Below are 19,086 nucleotides of genomic sequence, written 5' to 3' on the forward strand. Positions count from 1 at the left end.
CGATGGCGCGGTCGCCGCTTAAGCAGGCCGACGCGCGAACTGTCCGGTCTTGCGGAACCGCCACAGATAGGACGGCACCACCGCCTCCAGCGAATCGGGCTGAATGCCGAGCCCCTGCAGCGTCAGCCCCGCCGTCTTGGCGGCTTCCGACACCACGTTGTCGACCTCGAGCATCCGCACCTGATCCGGCGTCAGCTTGAAGGCGCCCGGCGCGAACTGCAGCAGCATCGCCTGCAGGCTGGCGAGACCGAACGGCAGCGGCACCAGCAGCGGATTGCGATCGGTGGTCTGCAGAATGATGCGCATGATTTCGCGCATCGTCAGCTGTTCCGGACCGCCGAGTTCGTAGGTCGCGCCCGGCTTGGCGAGACCATCGACCGCATCGGCGATCGCGGTGGCGACGTCGCCGACATAGACCGGCTGCAGCTTGGTGTCGGCGCCGACCAGCGGCAGCACCGGTGACAGCCGCGCCAAGGCGGCGAAGCGATTGGTGAACTGGTCTTCCGGACCGAACACCACCGACGGACGGAAGATGGTGGCCTGCGGCATAGCGGCGAGCACCGCCTGTTCGCCGGCAGCCTTGCTGCGGGCATAACGCGCCGGCGACTCCGGATCGGCGCCGATCGCCGAGACGTGCACCATCCGGGCTCCGGCGGACGCGGCTGCCTGCGCCACGTTGGCGGCTCCGGCGCCTTGCACCGAATCGAATTTCTGGGCGCCGCCCTCGGCGAGAATGCCGACCAGATTGATCGCCACATGCGCGCCGCGCATCGCGGCCGCGACCGATTCGGGGTAACGCAGATTCGCCTGCACGGCGTGAATCTGGCCGACCCGGCCGAGCGGCTGCAGATGACCCGCCAGCTCCGGCCGACGCACCGCGACCCGAATCCGATAGTCGCGGCGCGCCAGCGCGCTGACGACGTGCCGGCCGAGGAAGCCGGAGCCACCGAAAACCGTGACGAGCGTGTCGATATTCGAAGTCATGCGGGCTGATCCTGATCGCAAAGAGCGTCTTGTGACGTCCGGGAATTCGCGGACATTCTGGCGGTTTCGCGTTACGTCATCAACCTTTCCCTGTACAGCGCATTTGGTCGGCGGAAGCCATTTGACTTTTCCGTAACGCATCCCTATCAAGCGCCCCGGGCCCAGGTGGCGGAATTGGTAGACGCGCTGGTTTCAGGTACCAGTGGGTAACACCGTGGAGGTTCGAGTCCTCTCCTGGGCACCATTGCCCACGCCCTTCTCCTCACATCGACATCCGTCAAAGACCTCGGTCGTCAAAGACCTCGGGTCGAGGCGTCCACCGCCAGGTGGCGGCGCCTCTCGCGTCGCGCCGGACGGGGCGATAGGTTGAGCGGCCGATTCGGGGCGTTCGGCGCCCTCCTCCATGGCCCAAGGGTTTGCGACACATGACGATCCGCCTGCATCGCGGCGACCTGCCGGATCTTTCCCGCTATACGAATTCCGTGGCGATCGACACCGAGACGATGGGGCTGCATCCGCATCGCGACCGGCTGTGCGTGGTGCAGCTTTCGAACGGCGACGGCAGCGCCGATGTGGTGCAGATTCCGCAAGGTGCGACCGATGCGCCGAATCTGAAGAAGCTGCTCGGCGATCCGGCCGTGGTGAAGATCTTCCACTTCGCCCGATTCGATCTGGCGGCGCTTTACAAGGCGTTCGGCGTGATGCCGCAGCCGGTGTACTGCACCAAGATCGCCTCGCGCCTGACCCGCACCTACACCGACCGCCACGGCCTGAAGGATCTGGTGCGCGAACTGCTCGGCGTCGATCTGTCGAAGCAGCAGCAGTCCAGTGACTGGGGCGCCGACGCCCTGAGCGACGCGCAGCTCGCCTATGCGGCCTCCGACGTGCTGCATCTGCATGCGCTGCGCGACAAGCTCGACACCATGCTGGCGCGGGAAAATCGCACGGATCTCGCCGCCGCCTGCTTCGGTTTCCTCCCCGTCCGCGCCCGGCTCGACCTCGACGGCTGGAGCGAAGAGGATATTTTCGCTCATTCGTGACCGGTTCGGGGGCCCGATCGACGGTTCAGGCGCTTCGGCAACGCCCTGCGCCGCGTTTCGGTCATACTCGTCCGTCTGATGGGCCCATCCGGCCATGGTCCTCCCCGGCCGGGGTGATTAAGATAAACTTAACGGTGTGTTGCAGACTGGAGTCCGCGCCGCCAAGCGGCATTGCGGAGGACGGAGCCCACCGCTCCGTAACAAGCGCGAAACGAGTTCGGGAGCAGCGGTGACGGCGGTTCAGTTGTCGTCCTATCAGGCCGGAATGGAGGCGCGCTTCGCGGCAGCGGCGCGCCACAGCCGCTTGGTGCGCACGCTGCGGATCGCGGTGCCGCTGGTCGTGGTGCTGTCGATGGCCGTGATCGTCGCGATCTCGGTGTTCAACCCGTTCCGCTATCTGTCGAAACTGCCGCTCGACATCGGCGATCTGGTGGTCTCGGGCACCAAGATCACGATGGAGGCGCCGCATCTGGCCGGCTTCACCAATGACGGCCGCCCCTACGAGATGTGGGCCCGCACCGCGACCCAGGACCTGACCAGCCAGGACCACGTCGATCTGCATACGCTGCGCGCCAAGGTGCAGTCGGAAGACCAGTCGACCGTCATCATCGAGTCGCGCGAAGGCCAGTTTCAGACCAAGGCGCAGCTTCTGAAGTTGAACAAGGACGTCTATCTGCACAATTCCACCGGCACCGAAGCGTGGATGACCCAGGCGGATGTCGACATGGGCAAAGGCACCGTCACCTCGGACGCGCCGGTCGACGTGAAATGGGAAGGTGGCACGCTGCGAGGTCAGCGGATGCGCATCACCGAAAAAGGCGACCTGATCCGGTTCGAGGGCGGCGTGGTGATGAACCTCGACAACGCCTCGCTCGGAGAACCGGCCGCCGCTGCGCAGCCAGCGCCGCCGCCCGCCCCGACCAAGCAGCGGGCGGCCCCCAATTCCGGCCAGCGGGCCGTCGCGAGGTGATCTCGACAATGCACATTGCCGTTTGGTTTCGTCGGCTTCGTGGCCCGGCCGCGCTGGCCAGTGCCGCGCTGTTTGTTCTGCCCGTTGGCGGCATCGTGCCGGCTGCGGCGCAGAGCGCCGTGCAGGGCGTGCCGAACGCGATGCAGGGCTTCTCGCAAAACCGGGACAAGCCGATTCAGATCGAGTCCGACACCTTGGAAGTGCGGGACAAGAACAAGGAGGCGACGTTCTCCGGCAACGTCAAAGTGGTGCAGGGCGACACCACGATGACGTCGCAGACGCTGGTGGTGTTCTACGACCAGGATCAGACGCCGGCGAAGGGCGCCAAGGGCAAACCGATGCCGGCGGCCGCGCCGGGCCCGGACGGCGCCTCTTCGATCCGGCGGCTCGAAGCCAAGGGCCACGTCGTGGTCACCCAGAAGGACCAGGTCGTCACCGGCGACAAGGCGGTGTTCGAGACCAAGACCAACCTGGTGACGATGACCGGCAACGTGGTGTTGACCCAGGCGCGCAACGTGGTGCGCGGCGACCGGCTGCTGGTCGACATGACCACCGGCGTGTCGCGGGTGGAATCCGACAGCGGCCGGGTGCAGGGGCTGTTTCAGTCGTCCGGAGCCAATGCCAGCGGCGGAGGCGGAGGTCCGTTGCCGCTCGTGCCCCAGAGCGGCCCGAGCAAGCCGAAGTGACCGGCCGGAAACGCCAGCAAGGACCACCGATGTTGAACCGGATGCCGCCGGCCTGTAACAGCGACCGGAGTGCACTGCCCCCGCAGCCTCGCTGCGTCCGCGCAGTGCCAGCACATGACACCGGTACTCCAGCCCGGACGATGGCGGAGCGGCAGATCATGGGACAGGTTTGGTAACTGCATGGTGGATCTTCGCGGCATGTTCAGTCGGCGCAGCCCGAAAACTCCCGGGCCCGCAGCCGCGCAGAATGGAATCACCGGGTATGGCGCCGCGGTCGGCGATCTCTTGACCGCACCGGTCCGAGATGCGCCGCCGGTCACGCGGAATGACGCCTACGACGCTCCGCAGCGGCAACCGGCCGCAACGGCCGCGCCGCGCCGCGCCGCAGCCCCGCAGGCGGCCGCACCGCAGCCGGCGCCAGCATCCAGTTACCTGGCGGTCCACAGCATCGAAAAGAGCTTCGGCACCCGCAAGATCGTGCGCGGCGTCAGCATCTATGTTCGCCGCGGCGAGGCGGTCGGCCTGCTCGGTCCGAACGGCGCCGGCAAGACCACGGTGTTCTACATGATCACCGGACTGATCAAGGCCGATCGGGGCGCCATCGAACTCGACGGCCACAACGTCACCAAGCTACCGATGTATCAGCGCGCGCGGCTCGGCATCGGTTACCTGCCGCAGGAAGCCTCGATCTTTCGCGGCCTCACTGTCGAACAGAACATCCGCGCGGTGCTGGAAGCCGTCGAACCCGACCGGCGCAAGCGCGAAGCGCAGCTCGACAATCTGCTGCAGGAATTCAACATCGAGCGCTTGCGCAAATCGCCGTCGATCGCACTCTCCGGCGGCGAGCGTCGCCGTGTCGAGATCGCCCGCGCGCTCGCGAGCCGACCGAACTACATGCTGCTCGACGAACCGTTCGCCGGCATCGATCCGATCGCGGTCGGCGATATTCAGGATCTGGTGCGCCATCTGACTAATCGCGGTATCGGCGTGCTGATCACCGACCATAACGTCCGCGAAACGCTCGGCCTCACCGATCGCGCCTACATCGTGTACGCGGGCGAAATCCTGACCGAAGGGACCCCGGAAGAGATCGTCAATGATCCGGACGTCCGACGGCTTTACCTCGGTGAGGAGTTCCGGCTCTGATACCGGTTGCGGTTTGAGGCGGGACGGTCCATGATATTCGGGTCGGACTGATAGAAATACGGGGTCGCCCCACCAAGATACCGACACCTGCGGCAGATCGAAGCGACGCCGCCTCTACTCCAAATTTCCCATCCGTCAAGACGTGTACAACCGGCCTGGAAAGGCGTAAGCAAGAAACGGACCAACTACCGTTTCTGGCCACCATGGCGCTGACGCAACGTCTCGAATTCCGCCAGACTCAGTCTCTGGTGATGACCCCGCAACTGATGCAGGCGATCAAGCTGCTTCAGTTGTCGAATCTCGACCTGGCGGCTTTCGTCGAGGACGAGATCGAGAAGAACCCGTTGCTCGATCGCGCCGGCGACAACGCTGAAACGCCGGTCGCCGGCGAAGCGGCGGCAGAGGGCGCCGACGGCGGCGGTGACTTCGGTGCCAGCGCCGGTGACGACAGCGGTGGCGAAGGCTCGTCCGATTTTACCGACGCCTCCAGCGCCGGTGCGTTCGAGCCGGGCGCCGAAGAATGGATGCACCGCGATCTCGGGAGCCGCAGCGATATCGAGCAGACGCTCGATACCGGCATGGAGAACGTTTTTCCCGAAGAGCCCGCCGAAGCCGCAGCCCGCGCCGCGCAGGACAGCGCGCCGGCGTCCTATACCGAATGGGGCGGCGGGGCTTCATCGGATGAGGGCTACAATCTCGAAGCCTTCGTGGCCGCCGAATTGTCGCTCGCCGATCACTTGGCCGAACAGCTTGCGGTCGCGGTAACGACTCCGTCGCATCGCCTGATCGGGCAGTATCTGATCGATCTGGTCGACGACGCCGGTTACTTGCCGGCCGATCTCGGCGATGCCGCCGACCGGCTCGGCGCCAGCCAGGCCGATGTCGAAGCGGTGGTGCAGATTCTGCAGACTTTCGACCCGCCCGGCATCTGCGCGCGCAACTTGAGCGAATGCCTCGCGATTCAACTGCGTGAGCGCGACCGCTACGATCCGGCCATGCAGGCGCTGGTCGAACATCTCGATCTGCTCGCCAAGCGCGATGTCGCAAGCTTGCGCAAGATCTGCGGCGTCGACGACGAAGACCTCGTCGACATGATCGGCGAGATTCGTCATCTGGATCCGAAGCCGGGGCTGCAGTTCGGCTCGTCGCGGGTTCAAACCATCGTGCCCGACGTGTTCGTTCGTCCCGGCCCGGATGGCGGCTGGTTGGTCGAACTCAACAGCGACACGCTGCCGAAGGTGCTGGTCAACCAGACGTATTATTCCGAGCTGTCGAAGACGATCCGCAAGGACGGCGACAAATCGTACTTCTCGGACTGCCTGCAGAATGCGACTTGGCTGGTACGCGCGCTCGACCAACGCGCCCGCACCATCCTCAAGGTCGCGACCGAGATCGTGCGTCAGCAGGACGGCTTCTTCACCCATGGCGTCAAGCATCTGCGGCCGCTGAACCTGAAGGCCGTGGCGGACGCGATTCAGATGCACGAATCGACCGTGTCGCGCGTCACCGCCAACAAATACATGGCGACCAACCGCGGCACTTTCGAGCTTAAGTATTTCTTCACCGCGTCGATCGCTTCCGCCGACGGCGGCGAAGCGCATTCGGCCGAAGCCGTGCGTCACCAGATCCGGCAATTGATCGACGACGAGGATCCGGCAGCGATCCTGTCGGATGATACTATTGTCGAACGGCTGCGTGCAGCCGGCATCGACATCGCACGCCGCACCGTCGCGAAGTATCGCGAAGCGATGCGCATCCCATCTTCAGTGCAGCGCCGCCGCGACAAGCAGAACATGCTCGGCACGCAGTCGGCGGCCGCGAGCCGGTCCCGCGACACCGCCCCGGCTTGATTGCACCACCCTGCTCTGACTACTGTCAGATCCCCTAAGACGAATCGAGGTAATCCCCATGACTATCCGGATATCCGGCAAGAGCATCAGCATCGGCGAAGCGCTCCGCGGCCGCGTGAGCGAGCGCACCGAGGAGGTGCTGCGCAAGTATTTTGATGGGAATTATTCGGGACACTTCACGCTCAGCAAGGACGGCTTCGGCTTCCGCACCGATTGTGCGCTGCACCTCGATTCCGGCATCACCCTCGAGGCCGAGTCCAACGCCGCCGATGCCTATGTCAGCGCCGACCAGGCGCTGGCGCAGATCGAGAAGCGGCTGCGTCGCTACAAGAGCCGTCTGAAGGATCGCTCCGCCCGCAAGGCGCATGCCGAAGCGAATGCCCTGGCTGATCTCAGCACGCTGATGGACGTGCCGAGCTACGTCATCGAAGCGCCCGGCGACGAGGAACATCCCGAGGACGCCTACAACCCGGTGATCATCGCCGAATCCACCACCGCGATGAAGCGGATGTCGGTCAGCGAGGCCGTGGTCGAACTCGACCTCACCGGTGCACCGGTGGTGGTGTTCCTGCACGGCAGCTCGGGCCGCGTGAACATCATTTATCGCCGCGCGGACGGCAATATCGGCTGGATCGATCCGCCGGTGCCGAACGGCGCCAACTGACGCGCCGAAACGTCACGCGGGAAGACCGCAGCCGCACCACGCGCAAGGCATTGACGCCCTTGCAACGCTCTGCCTATGGTCCGCCGCGTTTCGGCGGACCACCGGCGCCATTTTACGGCCGCCGGCAGGAATGCTAGACTTAAGTTAGGATCATGAATCCAGAAGCGTTTTGACCGCGATGGGGAAATCGCGCGACCGCTTTCCGGATCGAACGCTTGACGCAACCCACCGCTGTCCTATTTCACACCCCGGACCGCACCAACACCCCCGGAACGCCTGATGACGATTACGGATCTTGTCGCGCCCGAGGCCGTCGTCCCGGCGCTGAAGGTGATCAGCAAGAAGCAGGCGCTGCAGGAACTCGCGGCGCGTGCCGCCGAACTGACCGGCCAGAACGAGCGCTCGATCTTCGAGGTGCTGCTGCAGCGCGAGAAGCTCGGCACCACTGCGGTCGGCTACGGGGTGGCGATTCCGCACGGCAAGCTGCCCAAGCTGGAAAAGCTTTTCGGACTGTTTGCACGGCTGGAGCGGCCGATCGATTTCGAAGCGATGGACGGCCAACCTGTCGACCTGATCTTCCTGCTGCTGGCGCCGGAAGGCGCGGGCGCCGATCATCTCAAAGCACTGGCACGGATCGCCCGTCTGCTGCGCGATCAGGACGTCGCCAAGAAGCTCCGCGCCTCGCGCGACGCCCAGGCGATCTATTCGGTGCTGGCACTGCCGCCTGCGACCGCGGCCTGACCGCCGAGGCCGATTGATCGGCCTTCCGCCGACCGACCAATTTGGTGCGGGCGACGCGGTTTCCCGAACAAGCACCCGCGTCCGGCTATCTCAATCCGAGTATCGGATCTCCGGCCACACGTCTCCGATAGTGACCGGCCAACGAGACGCCGCATCGATGATCGGAACGAGCTGTCCGCTCGGGATGCGGCGCGGCGCTCGATGTTCATCCAAGTCCTCACAGCCCAAAGATCGTGCAGGCCGCGCCTATTTTCTGGCGCTCCAACGTCCAAGTAATAGGGCGTTTGGAGACAAGCCGGCCGCCGGCGGCTGCTTTTACGCTTCTTCGCGGTTCGAACATGGCCTCCGCCATGACGATGTCGAAGGAGCGATCGAATGGTCTCAACCCCTGCCCCCGCATTCCGCAAACTAACCAGCGCCGCCCTGCTCGGCGCGGTCGTCATCGCCGGCAGTGCCGCGCCGATCACCGTGCACGCCGCACCGGCCGCCTGCGTCGCCCTCCAGGAGAAGTATCCGGACTGGAAGGGCAAGACGTTGGTCAACGCCATCAACCCGCATACGCCCGGCTACGAGTCGATCGACCCGAACGATCCGACCAAGTATGTCGGCTACGACATCGATCTCGGCGAAGCGATCGGCGACTGCCTCGGCTTCAAGCTGACCTACAAGGCCGTGACCTTCGCGGCGCTGCTGACCACGCTGTCGAGCGGCCAGGCCGACATCGTCATCTCCGACATCTACGCCACCAAGGAGCGCGCCAAGGCGGCCGACTTCATCACCTACTCGAAGGTGTTCGACGGCGTGCTGGTGGCCAAGGGCAACCCGAAGAAGATCACCGGTATCAACACCTCGCTGTGCGGCGCCGCCGCGGCCGAGAACACCGGCTATGTCGAAGTGCCGCTGATCCAGGCGATCGCGCCGGAGTGCAAGAAGGAAGGCAAGCCGGAGCCGACCATTCAGCTCTACGACAATAACGCCAACTGCATCCAGGCGATCCTCGCCGGCCGCGCCGACACCTACATCAACGACGTCAACACCGTCGACAACGCGGTGAAGGCCTATCCGGACAAGCTGGAAAAGGCGATCGCGGTGACGATCCCCTATCAGGTCGGCATCGCCGTGCCGAAGGACAAGCCGAAATTCCGCGACGCCGTGAAGGCCGCGCTGACCGAGATCCACAAATCGGGCGATCAGCTCGCGCTGCTGAAGAAGTGGAAGCTCGACCCTGAAAATCTGATCGAGCCCGGCCTGCTCACCGCCGACTAAGCCAGTCCATCGGGTGGGCATGGGCGCGAAGCGCCGTGCCCACCCCTCCGCATCGCGAGCAGGTTGGCGGGCACGCTACGCTTTGCCCACCCGACACACGACAAGCCAGGATCGTCCGCCATGGAGCTGTTTCTCCATTATCTGAGCATGCCCTACATGATCCAGGGCATCGAGGTGACCTTGCAGGTCACCGCCCTCGGTCTCGGCGGCGGACTGATCCTCGGCGTGATCCTGGCGGGGATGCAGCTCAGCCGGTTCCGGCTGCTGTCATCCACCGCCCGGATCTACACCGTCATCTTCCGCGGCACGCCGCTGATCCTGCAGATGGTGTTCGCCTACGACGCGCTGCCGCACATCGGCATCAAGCTGCCGGCGATCCTCGCCGCCGGCCTCGCGCTCGCCTGTAACGAAGCCCCTTTCATCGCCGAGATGTTGCGGGCCGGCGTGCTCGGCGTCGAGAAGGGCCAGCTTCTCGCCGGCCAGGCGCTCGGCATGACGCCCGGCGTCCTGATGCGCCGGATCATCGCGCCGCAGGCGATCCGCACCATGATCCCGGCGTTCGGCAACGAGGCCGTCAGCGCGCTGAAGAACTCGTCGCTGGCCTCGGTGATCGCCGTGCAGGAACTGACGCTGCGCTCGACGCAGCTCGCCTCCTCGACCTTCGATTTCTTCTCGATCTTCTTCGCTTCCGGCCTGATCTATCTGCTGCTCACCTCGGCGATCTCGGCACTGCAGATCTTCCTCGAGTGGCTGTTCGATCTCGATCGCACCTCCAAGCAGGTCAAGCTGATGCGCTTTTTGCCCTGGTATCGCGCCCAGGGGATCGACGATCCGCTGCAGGATCAGGAGCCTGCGCCGGAGATCTTGCCGGACGGCGGCGTCGCCGAGCTGCCGCCGCCGCGTCTGCCGCCAGCGCCGATCGATCATGCCGCCCGCGCAGCGGCGCTGGCCCGCAACGATGTTGCCGTCGCGGTCAAGGCATTGCGCAAGAGCTACGATGCGCAAATCGTGCTCGACGGCGTCGATCTGTCGGTGCGCAATGGTGAAGTAATCGCGCTGCTCGGTCCGTCCGGCTCCGGCAAGAGCACGCTGCTGCGCTGTATCAACAATCTCGAATTGTGGAACGACGGCACCATCGAGGTCGGCGGACGCCGGCTCGGCTTCAATCATCTCGGCAAGCCGCTGTCGCCGAGGATGGCTGCGCAGGCGCGCGCCGAAGTCGGCGTCGGCATGGTGTTTCAGCAGTTCAATCTGTTCGGCCATCTCACCGCCAAGGAAAACGTCGCCGGTCCGTTGCGCTGGGTCCACGGCGTCGCGCCGGCCGAGGCCGAGCGGCGTGCGCTCGAACTGCTCGAACGGGTCGGCCTGTCGCATCGCGCCGATGCGCTGCCGCGGCATCTGTCGGGCGGCCAGCAGCAGCGCGTCGCCATCGCCCGCGCGATCGCGCCGAACCCGAGCGTGCTGCTGCTCGACGAGCCGACCTCCGCGCTCGACCCGGAACTGGTCAACGAGGTGCTGGAAGTGATCCGCCGCCTCGCGGTCGAGGACGGCCTCACCATGATCATCTCGACGCATCAGCTCCGCTTCGCCAGCGAGGTCGCCGACCGCGTCGTGCTGCTCGCCGGCGGCGCGATCATCGAGGAAGGCACCGCCGACGAGGTGCTGAACCATCCGAAGAACCCGGTCGCACAGCGCTTCCTCAGCGCCATGGAGGCCGAAATCTCGTGACCGCCTTTTGCTCTCTCACTCGTTTCCCGTCGAGGACCTCAGCATGAAGCATCATCTTCTCCCGGTGTCGCCGAAGACCGTCCACTGGGGCTATTTCAGCAAGGTGGTGGCGCCCGCGCTGACGCTGAAGTCCGGCGACCGCGCCACGATCGAGACGCTGACCCACCACGCCGGCGACGATTACGAGCGGATGATCGAAGGTGATCCGGGCGCCGAGAGCGTGTTCAAATGGACCCGCGAGCACAAGGCGGTGGCGCGCCGCGGCGCTGGACCGACCGAGGGGCCGTTCATCCGCGGCTCGGGCGAAGGCGTCGGCGTGCATCTGCTCACCGGCCCGGTCGCGATCGAAGGCGCCGAGCCGGGCGACGTGCTCGAAGTGCGCATCCTGGACGTCAAGCCGCGGCCGGCCTGCAAAGCCTGCCACGCCGGCAAGTGCTTCGGTTCCAACATCGCGGCGAACTGGGGCTTCCATTATCACGATTTGATCGAAGAGCCGAAGCCGCGCGAGGTGATCACCATCTTCGAGCTCGACACTTCCGGCGAGCCGTTCGCGCGAGCCGTGTACAACTACGTCTGGACGCCGCAGACCGATCCGGACGGCATCGTGCATCCGACCATCGACTATCCGGGCGTGCCGGTCGATCACCGCACCATCATCAAGCGCGAGAACATCCTGAGTAACGTCAAGGTGCCGGCCCGGCTGCATTTCGGCACGATGGGGCTGGCGCCGTCCGAGGATGACTTCGTCTCGTCGATTCCACCGAGCTACACCGGCGGCAATATCGACGACTGGCGCGTCGGCAAGGGCGCCAAGATGTACTATCCGGTCGCGGTGCCGGGCGCGTTCTTTTCGGTCGGCGATCCCCATGCCGCGCAGGGCGACAGCGAACTCGGCGGCACCGCGATCGAGACCTCGCTGACCGGCGATTTCGAATTCGTGCTGCACAAGAAGAACGACCTCGGCGGCACGCCGCTCGAAGGCCTGACCCACCCCATGCTGGAGACACCGGACGCCTGGTCGGTGTACGGCTTCACCTATCCGAACTATCTGGCCGAGCTCGGCGCCAATGCGCAGCTCGAGATCGCCAACCACTCCAGCCTCGACCGGGCGATGCGCGACGCGTTCCGCAAGATGCGGCGCTTCCTGATGACCGTGCACAAGCTGAGCGAGGACGAGGCAATCTCGCTGATGTCGGTCGGTGCCGATTTCGGCGTCACCCAAGTGGTCGACGCCAATTGGGGGGTCCACGGCACAATTCGGAAGAACGTGTTCCGCTGCGATTGAGCAGGTTGTGGCATTGCGATGAGCCGGATCGTGGTCGGGACATGCGCCGTCTGCTTCGGGATGGCACGGGGGTTGCTTGGTTTCGGCCATGAAGGTCGAGCCATGAGCCTGCGTCCTTACTCCAGCGAGTCCTATTGCGAAGGCGAGCGCCCGGAAGCCTGGCGTGACGTGCTCGCCTTACTCGGCTTGCAGCCGGCCGCGGCCGCAACCAGCCATGCAGGCCACGCCACCGCGGTGCGCCGCAGTTCCGCCGGCGTGACCTTGGCGACGCTGTCGGCCGGGCCGCAGGCCGTGGTGGCGCACCCAGACGCACACGGCGACCATCCCCTGGTGCTGCTGCCGCTCGAAGACGGCGCTTCGTTGAAGACCGCCGCCGGCCACCGGATCGTCGCGGCCGGGCAGTTGCTGCTGCTGCCGCGGGCGAGTAGCTGGAGCGTGTCGTTCGGCCGCGATTTCCGCGCGGTCGTGCTGTCAGTGGCGTGCGACGCGGCGCGCAGCCGGACAGTCGCGGCGCGCCTCACCGTGGTTCAGCAGATCGCGCCGAGCGGCTTCGGCGAGTTGTTCGTGCGGATGCTGGACGCCGCCGCCCGCCATCTTGAGACCTTGTCGGACGCGGAGTGGACAGCGGCGGCGCAGAGTCTGCTCGATCTGATGCCGACATTGCTGCGCCAGACGCCGACAACCGCCGATCTGAACGCCGGCACCGCCAGCAAAGCCGCAACGTTGCAGCGCCTGTGCCAGGCGATCGAGCGACGGCTCGACGATCCCGATCTGACGCCCGCGAAAGTCGCCGCCGCCGAGGGCATTTCGGAGCGCTATCTGCAGAAGCTGTTCGGCGGCACCGGCTCCAGCTTCACGCACTACTTACGCGAACGCCGGCTGCAGCGGACTTGCGCCGATCTGTCCAATCCGGCAGAGGCGCATCATTCGATTTCCGAAATCGCATTCCGCGCCGGCTTCAACGACTCGGCGCATTTCAGCCGCGCGTTCCGCCATCGCTTCGGCGTGTCGCCGCGCGAATATCGGCAGACGGAGGCGGAGCGTCATGCGGCGACCGCCGCGGCGGCGGCCCAGCGCGGCTGGCCGCAGCAAGCCCTGGTACAACTTCGCAACCGGCCGACGGCCGCCGCGGCCCACCGGACCGCCACCAAATTCCCGGCGCTGACTTTCTGCGCCGAGACGACGCCGCAGCACCATCACCTTTCGGCCGATGCCTCGAAAGTGCACTGGGGCTATTTCAGCCGCTCGCTGGCGCCGCAGATCGAGATCGCCTCCGGCGACACCATCACCATCGAGACGCTCACGCAGCACGCCTCCGACGATCCCGAGCGGATGATCCTCGGCGATGCCGGGGCCGAGAGCGTGTTTCATTGGACGCGCGATCAAAAGAACGTCGACCGCCGCGGCGCCGGGCCGATCGACGCGTCGATCTACGGCCGCGGCGCCGGCGAAGGGTTCGGCGTGCACATCTGCACCGGCCCGGTCGCGGTGAAAGACGCGCAGCCCGGCGACGTGTTGGAAATCCGCATTCTCGATATCGTGCCGCGCGCCAGCCGCAATCCCGACTTCAAGGGCCGCGTGTTCGGCAGCAGCGTCGCGGCGTGGTGGGGCTATCACTACAAGGAATTCCTCGCCGAGCAGACCGCGCGCGAAGCCGTGACGATCTACGAGATCCATCACGACGGCGACGCGCCCTATGCCCGCGGCCTCTACTCCTATCGATGGGAGCCGCAGATCGATCCGTTCGGCACCGTGCATGCGACCTACGACTATCCGGGCGTGCCGGTGCAGCCGTCGTCGGTGCGGCGGCGTCACGACGTGCTCGACGGCATCCGGATTCCGCTGCGTCCGCATTTCGGCGTGATCGCGCTGGCGCCGCGCGAAGTCGACTTCGTCGACTCGGTGCCGCCCGCTTACTTCGGCGGCAATCTCGACAATTGGCGGCTCGGCAAGGGATCGACGATCTATCTGCCGGTGTCGGTGCCGGGCGCGCTGCTGTCGGTCGGCGATCCGCACGCCGCGCAGGGCGACGGCGAGCTCGGCGGCACCGCGATCGAGTGCTCGATGACCGGCACCTTCGAGGTGATCCTGCACAAGAAGAGCGAATTCGCCGACAAGCCGTTCGCGGATCTGAGCTACCCATTGATCGAAACCGAGACCGACTGGGTGCTGATGGGCTTCAGCCACCCGAACTATCTGGCGGAATTCGGCGCGGGCGGCCAGAGCGAGGTCTACGCCACATCCTCGCTCGACCTCGCGATGAAGGACGCGTTCCGCAAGATGCGGCGCTTTCTGATGACCATCAAAGGGCTGAGCGAAGACGAGGCGATCGCCCTGATGTCGGTGGCGGTGGATTTCGGCGTCACCCAGGTGGTCGACGGCAATTGGGGCGTCCATGCAATTCTCAGCAAGCGCGTTTTCACCGATGCGCGCCGCTGATCCTCATCTGGTGAAAGGTTCGTCTTGCAGTTCCACATGATCTCCGGCGGCCCGAAGCCGGTCGCGCCGTTCAGCCACGCCGTCGAAACCGATGGCTTCGTTTTCGTCACCGGTCAGATGCCCGACACGCCGCAAGCGCCGGGCGTGCTGCCGGACGGCATCGCGGCGCAGACCCGCGCCGTGATGGAAAATCTGCGCGTGGTTCTGACCGGGCTCGGCCTCGGCCTCGACCACATCGTGATGAGCCGGATCTATCTGACGGAATTCAAACGAGACTATGCGGAAATGAACGAGGTCTATCGCAGCTACTTCCCGGCGGGCCGTCTGCCGGCGCGGACCTGCGTCGGCGTCACCGGACTGGCCTATGAGGCGCTGATCGAAATCGACCTGGTGTGCCGGCGGCAGGCTTGAGAGCCGCTGCCGGCGGGATTCGAGCGATCGATATGCCTGATCGCCAGCAGGCGCGGGGGCCGTCACCGGACACCCCGCGTCGCGTAACCATCTTTTCAGCCAGCGCTTAGTGGACGCTGACGGCCTGCAGTTCCTGGCTCCAGGCATTCGCGATCGCCGCTTCGCGGCTGTCGGTCAGCATGATCGGCGTGCCATCGGCCGAATGCAGCGCGAACAGCTTGAGGCCCGGCGCGATCTGCGGCGCCTGCGGGAATAACCCAGGTACGTCTTCGGAGCGGATCTGCTTCACATAGGCGATGTGGCCTTCGCCCAGATGCGCCAGCGCTTCCAGCGTGACGCCCACATTTTCATGCGTAGTACCAGCTTCAGTCATGGTCTCGACTCCTCTAGGAGACTAAGCGGTCGAGTCCGCTACTCGTTCCATTATTCGTGTTCGGTGATGGCGATTGTCTTAATGACCCTTTCCGGCTCCGGCCGGATCAGATCGATGGACAACAACCCGTTCTTCAGGTCCGCACCCAGCACCTGCATCCCGTCGGCCAGCACGAACGTCCGCTGGAAGTGACGCGCGGCAATGCCGCGGTGGATGTATTGCCGAGTCTTGTCATCCTGCTGCCGGCCCCGGATCACCAGTTGATTTTCCTCAACTGTGACATCGAGTTGATCGCGGGTGAACCCAGCCACCGCCAGTGTGATGCGCAGCTTTTCGGGATCGCCGTTGCTGCGTTCGCACCGCTCGATGTTGTACGGGGGATACCCGTCGGCGCCTTTGACGACGCGGTCGAGCGCACGCTCGATCTCGTCGAATCCCAGCAGAAAGGGACTTGATAACGAAGGAACACGAGACATCACAAAGTCCTCTCGAAGCGACTTTGAGGGGGTCCTTGCGGCACCCCATCGACCGTCCGGCACCTCGCCGTCCAGTCCAGACCAATATGGGCAGTGCAAAAGAACTGTTCAAGAAGGCCAGAACCGCGAATTCCACCAGTAGCTTACGGTCGGCTAGCCGGCAATGCGGCGGCGCCCGTCGGCGGAAAACAGATGCAGGCTGTGCGGCGGCGCCGCGACCGTAATGCAGTCACCGACCGGCGGCGCAACCTGGCCGGGTACGCGCACGATGATATCCCCGCCGGCTCCTGCGCCGGGCTCGCCCGCGACCGTCGGCTTCGCGCCGTGGCCGCTCCGGACGCCGTACACAAAGGTCTCGGGCCCGACCCGCTCGATCGCCTCCACGGTGATGTCGAGCGTCAGGAAGCCGTCCCCGGTCGCGCCTGGGCCGATCACGAGGTCCTCCGGCCGCACCCCTAAAATGCCCGCGTCCGGCGGCGCACCGCCGAACTGCGCCCGCAGCTCGTCCGACAGCGGCAGCAGGTTCATCGGCGGTGCGCCGATGAACGACGCCACGAAGGTGGTGGCCGGCTTGGCGTAGACGTCGAGCGGCGAGCCGATCTGTTCGACCATGCCGCCATTCATCACCACCAGAATGTCGGCGAGCGTCATCGCCTCGAGCTGGTCGTGGGTGACGTAGATCGCCGTCGTCGCCAACCGGCGCTGCAATTTCCGGATTTCGACCCGCATCGCCACCCGCAGCTTGGCGTCGAGATTGGACAGCGGCTCGTCGAACAGGAACACTTTGGGCTGGCGCACGATGGCCCGGCCCATCGCGACGCGCTGGCGCTGGCCACCCGACAATTGCCGCGGCTTGCGATCCAGCATCGCGCCGAGCTCGAGGATGCGCGCCGCTTCCTGCACACGCGCGTCGATCTCGACCTTGGCCATGCCGCGGTTACGGAGCCCGTAAGCCATGTTGTTGTAGACGGTCATGTGCGGGTAGAGCGCATAGTTCTGGAACACCATCGCGATGTCGCGATCGGCCGGCTCGACCTGATTGACGACGCGGCCGCCGATCTCGATCTCGCCGGAGGTGACCGTCTCCAGCCCCGCGACCATCCGCAGCAGCGTGGACTTGCCGCAGCCTGAAGGGCCGACCAGCACGCAGAACTGGCCGTCTCCCACCGCGAAGTCGACGCCCTTGATGGCCTCGAAGCCGCCCGGATAGGTCTTGCGGACATTGCGGAGAACGACCTCGGCCACGATTACTTCTCCGTCTCGACCAGTCCGCGCACGAACAGCTTCTGCATCAGCACCACCACGGCGACCGGCGGCAGCATCGCCAGCACCGCGGTCGCCATCACGATCGGCCATTCGGTCAGCGCGTCCGACGTCACGATCATCTTGCGGATTCCGATCTGGATGGTCTGCATGTCGTCGCGCGTGGTGATCAGCAGCGGCCAAAGATATTGATTCCAGCCGAGGATGAACAGAATCACGAACAGCGCCGCCATGTTGGTGCGCGACAGCGGCAGCAGCGTATCCCAGAAGAACCGCAGCGGCCCGGCGCCGTCGATCCGCGAGGCTTCCAGCAATTCGTCCGGCACCGTCATGAAGAATTGCCGGAACAGCAGCGTCGCGGTCGCCGACGCGATCAGCGGCAGCGCCAGCCCGGCGTAACTATCCAGCAGATTGAGATCGGCCGCGATCTTGTAGGTCGGATAGATCCGGACCTCGACCGGCAGCATCAGCGTGATGAAGATGATCCAGAAGATCGTCATCCGGAACGGAAACCGGAAATACACGATCGCATAGGCCGAGATGATCGAGATCGCGATCTTGCCGAGCGCGATCGACATCGCCATCACGAACGAATTGAACAGCATGCTGGCGACCGGCTCGCGGGTGGTGCCCGACGAGCCGACGAAGATGGTCTTGTAATAGTTCTCGAGAAAGTGGCCGCCGGGCAGCAGCGACATCTGACCGTTGGCGATGGTTGCGTTGTCCTGGGTCGAGGCGACGAACGCCAGATACACCGGGAACGCCACGATCGCGACGCCGACCCACAGGATCAGATGCGGCAGCAGATTGCCGAACTTGCGGTGCTCGACCATCAGTAGTTCACCTTGCGCTCGACGAAGCGGAACTGAATCGCCGTCAGGGCGATCACGATGCCCATCAGGATCACCGATTGGGCCGCCGAACTGCCGAGGTTGGAGCCGAGCAGGCCGTCCTGATACACCTTGTAGACCAGCGTTTCGGTCGCCTTCGCCGGCCCGCCGCGCGTCATGGTGTCGATGATGCCGAAGGTGTCGAAGAACGCGTACACGACGTTGACGATCACCAGGAAAAAGATGGTCGGCGACAGCAACGGAAAGATGATGGTCCAGAACCGCCGCATCGGCCGGGCGCCGTCGATCGCCGCCGCCTCGATCACGCTGGACGGGATCGCCTGCAGCCCGGCGAGGAAGAACAGGAAGTTGTAGGAGATCTGCTTCCACGCCGCGGCGAGCACGATCAACAGCGCCGCCTGATCGCCGTCGAGCAGCGGATTCCAGTCGACGCCGAGCGCGCGCAGCCCGTGGGCGATGACGCCGAGCGACGGATTGAGCATGAACACCCACAGCACACCGACCACCGGCGGCGCCACCGCGTAGGGCCAGATCAGCATGGTGCGGTAGAACGTCGAGCCGCGCAGCGGCCGATCCGCCATCACCGCCAGCAGCAGCGCCAACGACAGCGACGACAGCGCGATCGCAAAGGAGAAGACGAAGGTCCGGATGATCGCGGCGAAGTAATCCGGATCGGCCAGCAGCTCACGATAATTGTCGAGCCAGACGAACACGGTCGACAGGCCGAACGCGTCCTGCAGCAGGAACGACTGGATCACCGCCTGCGCCGCCGGCCAATAAAAGAACACCAGCACCACCGCGAGCTGCGGCAGCACCAGCAGATAAGGCAGGAATTTGGATTGAAAGACGGCGTGCTTGAGCATCGACTAGCTCCCCTCCCCCCGCTCTTGCGGCGGGGAGGGGTCGGGGGTGG

At 65.2% G+C, this 19,086-nt stretch carries 18 protein-coding genes and 1 tRNA gene; 13 read left to right on the forward strand and 6 right to left on the reverse strand.

All coding sequences use genetic code 11. From position 1 onward, the window contains the following. Positions 1-18 precede the first annotated feature (18 nt). A complete protein-coding gene (locus tag DY468_RS04615) occupies positions 19-984 on the reverse strand; it encodes a complex I NDUFA9 subunit family protein (protein WP_164602812.1) in 966 nt (321 codons plus the stop codon). Positions 985-1,143: 159 nt separating this feature from the next. On the opposite strand from DY468_RS04615, the gene DY468_RS04620 reads away from it, so the two are divergent. The 13 genes from DY468_RS04620 (at position 1,144) to DY468_RS04680 (ending at position 15,210) form a co-directional block, all read left to right on the forward strand. Continuing rightward, a tRNA-Leu gene (locus DY468_RS04620) sits at positions 1,144-1,228 on the forward strand. Between the two features lie 181 nt (positions 1,229-1,409). Then, positions 1,410-2,024 (forward strand): ribonuclease D, encoded by a 615-nt coding sequence (locus DY468_RS04625; protein WP_164602814.1) that lies wholly within the window; start codon positions 1,410-1,412, stop codon positions 2,022-2,024. Between the two features lie 229 nt (positions 2,025-2,253). Continuing rightward, entirely contained in the window at positions 2,254-2,994 is a 741-nt protein-coding gene (gene lptC, locus DY468_RS04630; protein WP_164602816.1) for an LPS export ABC transporter periplasmic protein LptC, read from the forward strand. An 8-nt stretch (positions 2,995-3,002) separates the two neighbouring features. Then, positions 3,003-3,680, forward strand: coding sequence for an LptA/OstA family protein (locus DY468_RS04635; RefSeq protein WP_164602818.1), 678 nt, complete (start codon positions 3,003-3,005; stop codon positions 3,678-3,680). 180 nt (positions 3,681-3,860) lie between these two features. Beyond that, positions 3,861-4,826, forward strand: coding sequence for an LPS export ABC transporter ATP-binding protein (gene lptB / locus DY468_RS04640; RefSeq protein ID WP_164602820.1), 966 nt, complete (start codon positions 3,861-3,863; stop codon positions 4,824-4,826). A gap of 203 nt (positions 4,827-5,029) precedes the next feature. Beyond that, positions 5,030-6,676 carry an RNA polymerase factor sigma-54 gene (rpoN, locus tag DY468_RS04645; RefSeq protein WP_164602822.1) on the forward strand — a complete coding sequence of 549 codons (1,647 nt, stop codon included), beginning with the start codon at positions 5,030-5,032 and terminating at the stop codon, positions 6,674-6,676. A gap of 58 nt (positions 6,677-6,734) precedes the next feature. Continuing rightward, positions 6,735-7,340, forward strand: a complete 606-nt coding sequence (hpf, locus tag DY468_RS04650) for a ribosome hibernation-promoting factor, HPF/YfiA family (protein WP_164602824.1) — start codon at positions 6,735-6,737, stop codon at positions 7,338-7,340. 279 nt (positions 7,341-7,619) lie between these two features. After that, on the forward strand, positions 7,620-8,081 hold the full coding sequence (ptsN, locus tag DY468_RS04655; protein WP_164602826.1) for a PTS IIA-like nitrogen regulatory protein PtsN: 462 nt from the start codon (positions 7,620-7,622) through the stop codon (positions 8,079-8,081). Between the two features lie 375 nt (positions 8,082-8,456). Further along, positions 8,457-9,347 (forward strand): ABC transporter substrate-binding protein, encoded by an 891-nt coding sequence (locus DY468_RS04660; protein ID WP_164602828.1) that lies wholly within the window; start codon positions 8,457-8,459, stop codon positions 9,345-9,347. 120 nt (positions 9,348-9,467) lie between these two features. Next, entirely contained in the window at positions 9,468-11,075 is a 1,608-nt protein-coding gene (locus DY468_RS04665; protein ID WP_164602830.1) for an amino acid ABC transporter permease/ATP-binding protein, read from the forward strand. 43 nt (positions 11,076-11,118) lie between these two features. Next, positions 11,119-12,360 (forward strand): acetamidase/formamidase family protein, encoded by a 1,242-nt coding sequence (locus DY468_RS04670; protein ID WP_164602831.1) that lies wholly within the window; start codon positions 11,119-11,121, stop codon positions 12,358-12,360. Between the two features lie 102 nt (positions 12,361-12,462). After that, entirely contained in the window at positions 12,463-14,799 is a 2,337-nt protein-coding gene (locus tag DY468_RS04675) for an acetamidase/formamidase family protein (RefSeq protein WP_164602833.1), read from the forward strand. A gap of 24 nt (positions 14,800-14,823) precedes the next feature. Further along, the gene (locus tag DY468_RS04680; RefSeq protein WP_164602835.1) at positions 14,824-15,210 is read left to right on the forward strand and encodes a RidA family protein; all 387 of its coding nucleotides are present in this window, start codon (positions 14,824-14,826) and stop codon (positions 15,208-15,210) included. Positions 15,211-15,316: 106 nt separating this feature from the next. Here DY468_RS04680 and DY468_RS04685 read toward each other — a convergent pair whose 3' ends face one another. The 5 genes from DY468_RS04685 to ugpA form a co-directional block, all read right to left on the reverse strand. Then, on the reverse strand, positions 15,317-15,583 hold the full coding sequence (locus tag DY468_RS04685) for a BQ00720 family protein (protein WP_164602837.1): 267 nt from the start codon (positions 15,581-15,583) through the stop codon (positions 15,317-15,319). 50 nt (positions 15,584-15,633) lie between these two features. Beyond that, positions 15,634-16,059: an Hsp20 family protein gene (locus DY468_RS04690; protein WP_011155625.1), complete on the reverse strand. Its 426-nt coding sequence runs from the start codon at positions 16,057-16,059 to the stop codon at positions 15,634-15,636. Positions 16,060-16,212: 153 nt separating this feature from the next. Then, entirely contained in the window at positions 16,213-17,304 is a 1,092-nt protein-coding gene (locus tag DY468_RS04695) for a sn-glycerol-3-phosphate import ATP-binding protein UgpC (protein ID WP_164602839.1), read from the reverse strand. A gap of 2 nt (positions 17,305-17,306) precedes the next feature. After that, positions 17,307-18,155 (reverse strand): sn-glycerol-3-phosphate ABC transporter permease UgpE, encoded by an 849-nt coding sequence (ugpE, locus tag DY468_RS04700; RefSeq protein WP_164602855.1) that lies wholly within the window; start codon positions 18,153-18,155, stop codon positions 17,307-17,309. Then, on the reverse strand, positions 18,155-19,036 hold the full coding sequence (ugpA, locus tag DY468_RS04705) for a sn-glycerol-3-phosphate ABC transporter permease UgpA (protein WP_164602857.1): 882 nt from the start codon (positions 19,034-19,036) through the stop codon (positions 18,155-18,157). The genes ugpE and ugpA overlap by 1 nt, the downstream gene beginning before the upstream one ends. Positions 19,037-19,086 lie beyond the last annotated feature (50 nt).

This window comes from Rhodopseudomonas sp. BR0M22 (genome assembly GCF_010907035.1).
GTDB lineage: Bacteria > Pseudomonadota > Alphaproteobacteria > Rhizobiales > Xanthobacteraceae > Rhodopseudomonas.

Excerpts from the sequence above, each read along its gene's own strand:
- DY468_RS04615 (WP_164602812.1), bottom strand. The coding sequence starts at position 984 with ATGACTTCGAATATCGACACGCTCGTCACGGTTTTCGGTGGCTCCGGC.
- DY468_RS04625 (WP_164602814.1), top strand. The coding sequence starts at position 1,410 with ATGACGATCCGCCTGCATCGCGGCGACCTGCCGGATCTTTCCCGCTAT.
- DY468_RS04635 (WP_164602818.1), top strand. The coding sequence starts at position 3,003 with ATGCACATTGCCGTTTGGTTTCGTCGGCTTCGTGGCCCGGCCGCGCTG.
- lptB (WP_164602820.1), top strand. The coding sequence starts at position 3,861 with ATGGTGGATCTTCGCGGCATGTTCAGTCGGCGCAGCCCGAAAACTCCC.
- rpoN (WP_164602822.1), top strand. The coding sequence starts at position 5,030 with ATGGCGCTGACGCAACGTCTCGAATTCCGCCAGACTCAGTCTCTGGTG.
- hpf (WP_164602824.1), top strand. The coding sequence starts at position 6,735 with ATGACTATCCGGATATCCGGCAAGAGCATCAGCATCGGCGAAGCGCTC.
- ptsN (WP_164602826.1), top strand. The coding sequence starts at position 7,620 with ATGACGATTACGGATCTTGTCGCGCCCGAGGCCGTCGTCCCGGCGCTG.
- DY468_RS04660 (WP_164602828.1), top strand. The coding sequence starts at position 8,457 with ATGGTCTCAACCCCTGCCCCCGCATTCCGCAAACTAACCAGCGCCGCC.
- DY468_RS04665 (WP_164602830.1), top strand. The coding sequence starts at position 9,468 with ATGGAGCTGTTTCTCCATTATCTGAGCATGCCCTACATGATCCAGGGC.
- DY468_RS04670 (WP_164602831.1), top strand. The coding sequence starts at position 11,119 with ATGAAGCATCATCTTCTCCCGGTGTCGCCGAAGACCGTCCACTGGGGC.
- DY468_RS04675 (WP_164602833.1), top strand. The coding sequence starts at position 12,463 with ATGAGCCTGCGTCCTTACTCCAGCGAGTCCTATTGCGAAGGCGAGCGC.
- DY468_RS04685 (WP_164602837.1), bottom strand. The coding sequence starts at position 15,583 with ATGACTGAAGCTGGTACTACGCATGAAAATGTGGGCGTCACGCTGGAA.
- DY468_RS04690 (WP_011155625.1), bottom strand. The coding sequence starts at position 16,059 with ATGTCTCGTGTTCCTTCGTTATCAAGTCCCTTTCTGCTGGGATTCGAC.
- ugpE (WP_164602855.1), bottom strand. The coding sequence starts at position 18,155 with ATGGTCGAGCACCGCAAGTTCGGCAATCTGCTGCCGCATCTGATCCTG.
- ugpA (WP_164602857.1), bottom strand. The coding sequence starts at position 19,036 with ATGCTCAAGCACGCCGTCTTTCAATCCAAATTCCTGCCTTATCTGCTG.